We start from the raw sequence: 6,360 nt of genomic DNA on the forward strand, positions 1-6,360 counted from the left end.
AACCCCAACCCCAACTCCTGCAACCCCAACCCCAACTCCTGCAACCCCAACCCCAACTCCTGCAACCCCAACCCCAATTCCTGCGCCAACGCCAACGCCATCAGCAGATGTCGCCGTTACTAATAGCGATAACAAAACCCTTTGGTGCGGTTTGGAAAAAGGATTAGACAAACTAGAAAACATTGTTAACGACCAACTTAATGATTTCAAACTGCCAATTTTAGGACGACTCAGCGACATTTCTCCGAATTTTATTAGCAATTTCAAAAATAGTCTGGTCAATACGATTAAAAATGCAACAGATTTCACGCCTAGTCAGCTCCAAAATAGCATTCAGGAGGTTGTTGGGTCGGCATTCGATGTTAAAGTCGAGAGCAGTTCAAATCCCAATGACAGTAACTTAGTCATTAAAATTGGCAAAAAATATCAACTAGATGATATTAAGTTTGCTGAAGATTTAGGATTGCCCGCACTCGGATTGAAAGTCAAAAACCCTCCGAAGCTATCGAATCAAGTTGTCGCCTTCTCACCGACTACAAATCTCTCTCGCTTTGCCAATTTATCCAATGATTTAGAAGCATCAAGCCTCAATTCGACTATCAGTAATTCAGCCGCATTAGCACCTGTTATAGATAGTAGTAATGGCTCTCGTTCTAGTGCGATTATTCCTTCTCAGAGTTTGATTTCGCCAGTTGCTAGTCTTTTCAAGACCCCTGAAAAATCGGGATTTGACTATGAATTATCTATTGGTGTCGGTTACAACAAAGATTTTGGCTGCTACATCGATACGGACAATACCAAATTGAACGCTAACTTTAAGTTAGCACTTCCTGAGAATTTCAAGGTTCAAGCTAATCTCGCTTTTTTACAAGCTGAATTTACCGACGATCCTGAAAACCCAACTCAACTCAATGCCAACTTTGAAGTCAAGTTGAATGACTTAGATAATCTGGGCGGTACTGATGATGGCAATCGTTTAACTTTGTCTGAGTTGGACGGGAGTTATCAGTTAGAAGACTTATTTCAATCTAGCCTAACCAGTAATGCCAATCTCGGCTTGCACGGAAAAACTAGCATTAATGGCAATGCTGCTTTTCCATCTTTTGACTTGGATTTGGCAGTCAATTGGCCGCTGATTAATTATAGAAACGGTCAATTAAATAATTCGCCGTCGTCTCCAAATTCATCGAGTATATCAAATTTAAATTCATCACTGACATCCAATCAGAATTTGTCAGCGGCTTCACGGTTAAATCAATTGCTAGGTTCCTCAAATTCAAACACAAGCGCTACTTCAAATTTATCATCATTGTTGCCATCAAATAATCAGGTAAATATAGGCTCGCCAACCACCAACAATACCTTTGCTGGCTTGCCTAACCCGAAAGTCGAATTTAACAACCTCAAACTCGACTTGGGAACCTTTATTACTAACTTGGCAAAACCAATACTCACCACTGTTTCTGATATTATTGGCCCTTTTAGACCCATTATCGATTTCCTAAATACAGACACTAAGTTACTGTCAGAACTTGGCGTTGCTGATTCCTTTGATAACAATCGAGATGGCCAAGTTTCGATCTTGGAACTGGCAACTAAATTATCGACTGGTAATGTTGCTACTGACTTCTTAAATGCAGTTATCAAAATCGACGAGATATCGCAATTGGCAAATAGCCTGTCAAACTCTTCAAAAAATATTGCCATCGATTTAGGTTCCTACAGTTTAGGCAATATTAATGTTGCCAAGCCCAACTCTAGCCTCAAAAACAAAACACCGACACTGAAAAACTCAGTCTCCGATATTTCTCAACAAATTAATTCTAAAACAGGCGGCAATAAAAAAGATTTTGTCAATAAATTCAAGAGCGTTCCGGGCATAGACTTGCCAATTTTAACCAAGCCAGAAACAGCAATTCAACTTCTTTTAGGAAAACCTGATGTTGTCCTTTTCACCTACGATATGCCTCCACTGGGAATAGATTTCAATTTTAAGAAAGAGTTTCCTATATTTGGGCCGATATCAGGGTTACTTGAAGGCAACTTTAATGCGTCAGCACACCTCGCATTTGGCTACGATACTTACGGATTAAAAGAATGGAAAGACGATGAATTCGATGCGTCATCAGCCTACAAAGTTTTAGATGGTTTTTACGTGAGCGATCGCGCAAACCCAGACGGTACTGGTGCGGATGTTGATGAACTTAAAATCAATGCTGGTATTAAAGCCGGGCTCGGAGTAAATGCAGTAGTGGCCAGCCTTTATGGAACGGCTGGAATACAAGGAAGCATAGGCATTGATTTAGTAGATATTGGAGAAAATAACGGCAAAAGCGATGGTAAAATCCGAGGCTCAGAAATTGGCTCCCGCATTAGTAAACCCTGGGAACTTTTTGATATATCAGGTCAAGTTAATGCTTTTTTAGGGCTGGAGTTTCAAGCTATAGTTCCTTGGGAATTTTGGGAAGGAAAACAAACAGTTTGGAAAAGAAATTTTGCTACATTTGAGTTGGCTAAATTTGGCACTGGGGAAAGTTCAAGACAGAGTGGTAGCGGTGTTAATAGTTACCTAACGGGAGCTAAAGTCTTCTTTGATTCTAACTTTAACGGTATCCAAGATGACAAAGAACCCTTCACAATTTCTAACGTCGATGGCAGTTTTAATTTAGATGTCTCTCTTCCAGAATTTGACAAAAATAACAGCGGCGAAATCGAACCGGATGAAGGCAGACTGGTAGTTACTGACGGTATTAATACCGCTACTTATTTACCCCAGCAAACAGCGCTAACAGCAACACCTGATACTACTGTTGTGACGCCTTTAACTACTCTGATGCAGAAGATGGTTGCACAAGGTATCAGTCCTAATGAAGCAGAGACTAAAGTTAAGGCAGCATTTGGAGTCCCGTCAACAATAGATTTGACTGGCTACGATCCGCTAAAAGCAATTACTCAAAACGATCCGAATGGTTTGGCGGTTTATGCAGCACACATTCAGGTACAAAACGTTGTTGTTCAGACGACAATTTTAATTAGCGGGATTTCGGCTAACTCTAAAACCGATATTGCCGATCGCATTATTTCCACTATTGCCAATCAAATTCAATCCGGGGCTGTCGATTTAACCAGTCCCGCACAATTACAAAGCATCATTCAGTCTGCTGCCACTCAACTGCAAGCACAAAAAGCGTCCGATCTTGCACCGGAAGTTGCTAAAATTATTTCTGAAGGGAATCAGCGGGTACGGGCGATCGCATCTAGCAACCTCCCACTCTCAGATGCAGCTACTAAAATAGCCGAAGTTCAACAGGTAGAACAAGGTGAAGTCGCTAAAGACTTGCAGCAAGTCGCAGGCGGAAATAAGACAATTCAGGAGGCGATCGCAGAAAATACAGGCACATCCTTAGACGCACAAATTCAATCGGCAAGCGTCAATAACCCCACAATTCGCAAGAATATAGACAGTGACTTCACTGCTGCGGAACCTTTCCCCGACAGCGGCATAGAATTAGTCAACACTTCCCCCAATCAAAAAATCGGTACTGATGGCGACGATACTCTAGGTGGCGACAGCAGCGATGACGTTTTAAGTGGCAAAAAGGGAAATGATTTGATCTTTGGTTTTAACGGCAATGACTGGATTAATGCCAATCAAGGCAATGACTTAATCAATGGCGGTTTTGACGACGATACCCTTTACGGCGGCAAGGGAATTGATACCATTACAGGTAGCGATGGTGGCGATATGATCTTTGGCAACCGAGGCGACGATGTGCTAGAGGGTAGCACTGGCAATGATACTTTGCGCGGAGGCAAGGGAAATGATACTATTATTGGGGGTGATGGCGACGACTTCCTATTCGGTGAAGAGGGAGATGACACTTTGATAGGAGGGAATGGGAGCGATCGCTTCTTGCTCTCTAGCAATTCGGGTATCGATATTATCTTGGATTTTGAAGACGGAAAAGATTTGCTTTCTCTAGGCAACAATCTTACTTTCTCCCAACTGTCCTTTACTCAAGAAAACAGTGCAACTTTCATCCGTTTTTCAGCAACCGGAGAAATTTTAGCTTCTCTAAATGGGGTGACGGGAAGTGCGATCGGTGTCGCAAATTTTGGCTCAATCTAATAGCTCGATCGGGGGCAGGTTTATGAGATTGTCGGTTTGAGGCAATTATCGTCGGCGAAATGGCCCCCACAGCAATTACGATCTATTCCTCTTTTTGGTATGAATTAACAGTCACAACCTATTTTTTTCAAATTCAATTTAAGCAGGTGGATCGTGTTAAACTCGAACGCTCAATTTTCCCAAAAAGCGATCGCCAATGCTGTTGCAGGTACAATTCCTGAAACCACACCAACTATGACACCATCAACACCTAACTTTGAATGGTTCAAACAATTCGGCACACCCGGTCTGGATTCCCTCAGAGTCACAGCATTCGATCGTGCTGGCAATATCTACCTGACAGGAACCATTGGTCGTGCTTTACAGCCGGGCGAATCCGAAAGTGACGATTATTACACTTATGACACTTGGGTAGCTAAGTACGACAGCAACGGCAACCAGTTGTGGCTCAAGCAGTTTTCCTCCACAAATAAGGTTACCGATGACATACCCTCAGACATAGCAGTGGATAGTGCTGGCAATGTCTACCTGACAGTAACATCAACTTTGATTCTCTTTGGCTACTTAGGAGGTAGAGATCCAGCCATCTCCTCCAGCAACTCGTTGTTAGTTAAGTATGACAGCAGCGGCAACCAGTTGTGGTTGAAGAATATCAGCAACTTCGAGAACTTCTACCGTGTAACAGCGGACAACAGTGGCAATTTCTACCTGACGGGCACATACTCTGACTTTTCAAAACGCTATTCACCGGATGTTTACACCCTGGCAGCTAAGTACGACAGCAATGGCAATCAGTTGTGGCTCAGGCAATTCGGAAGTGCTCGCAGTCGCTCTGACTACAGTGGACAAACATTCCCGTCAGACTTGGCAGTGGATAGCGATGGCAATCTCTACCTGACGGGAGAAACCTACGGCGACTTGGGAGGTCCAAATGCGGGCTTTAAAGATATTTGGGTTGCCAAGCATAACAGCGATGGCAACCAATTGTGGTTCAAGCAATTCGGGACTGCTGAATTCGATTTCTCCTCAAACTTGGCACTCGATAGCACTGGCAATCTGTACGTTGTGGGATCGACTGACGGTGCTTTGGGAGGTTCAAATGCAGGGGGTACAGATATTTGGATTGCCAAGTACAACAGCAATAACGATCGCTTGTGGCTGAAGCAATTCGGGACTGCTCAATCCGATCGTCCTTCAAACTTGGTACTCGATAGTACCGGCAATATCTACCTGACAGGAACCACCAACAGTGCAGCAGGCAATCAAGATATTTGGGCTGCCAAGTATAACAGCGATGGCAACCAATTGTGGCTGAAGCAATTCGGGACTGCTCAATCCGATGGTCCCTCAAACTTGGTACTCGATAGTACCGGCAATATCTACCTGACAGGAACCACCAACGGTTCTTTGGGAGGCCCCAATGCAGGCAGTCAAGATATTTGGTTTGCTAAACTCGGCTCGATCGCAGAAGCAGTCACACCAACGCCAACACAACCCGATTCTTCTCCAATTATCGGTACTGATGGCGATGATTTCCTTGCAGGCGATCGCAGCAACAATACCATCAGCGGTAAACAGGGAAATGATAGCCTCAGCGGTTTTGATGGCAACGATCGGATGTACGGCGATTTAGGAAATGATTGTCTCGAAGGTAGCAAAGGGAATGACTGTCTCTATGGTAGCAAGGGTAATGATACTTTGCTTGGAGGTAATGGTGAGGATGTTTTGATGGGCGATCGGGGTGCTGACATTTTGAACGGCGGCGATGGCAGCGACATTCTGCTTGGAGGTAACGGCGATGATTTGCTGAGTGGCGGCTTTGGAGATGATAGTTTGACGGGAGGTGATGGCAACGATCGCTTCTTGCTATCTCCCAATTCCGGTATCGATATTATCTTGAATTTTGAAGACGGAAAAGATTTGCTTTCTCTAGGCAACAATCTTACTTTATCCCAACTGTCAATTACTCAAGACAACAATGCAACTTTCATCCGTTTATAAGCAAACGGAGAAATTTTAGCCTCTCTAAATGGGGTGTCGTTCAGTCTAATTAATGTCGCCGATTTTGCCTCAATCTAATAGCAAGTAGTCGCACATAACTACGGTTTATGTGCGACTCTCAGAGATTGGGGCTAATACTTTAGATACAGAAAGTATAGCCTTTATCAGAAAGATGAGGTACAATAACAGCAGTGTGTAAACCAGTTAAAAATATTTGACGATGTAACTTG

2 protein-coding genes are annotated in these 6,360 nt (G+C 43.4%); both read left to right on the plus strand.

The features are described 5' to 3' along the window. A partial coding sequence (locus QUA38_RS26870; protein ID WP_333167287.1) for a calcium-binding protein occupies positions 1–4,129 on the plus strand: 4,129 nt, incomplete at its 5' end. Between the two features lie 153 nt (positions 4,130–4,282). Next, complete coding sequence (locus tag QUA38_RS26875) at positions 4,283–6,130, plus strand: SBBP repeat-containing protein (RefSeq protein ID WP_333167289.1); 1,848 nt, start codon at positions 4,283–4,285, stop codon at positions 6,128–6,130. Positions 6,131–6,360: the final 230 nt, after the last annotated feature.

The sequence above is a fragment of the Microcoleus sp. Pol12B4 genome (assembly GCF_036701385.1).
Classification (GTDB): Bacteria; Cyanobacteriota; Cyanobacteriia; order Cyanobacteriales; family Microcoleaceae; genus Microcoleus.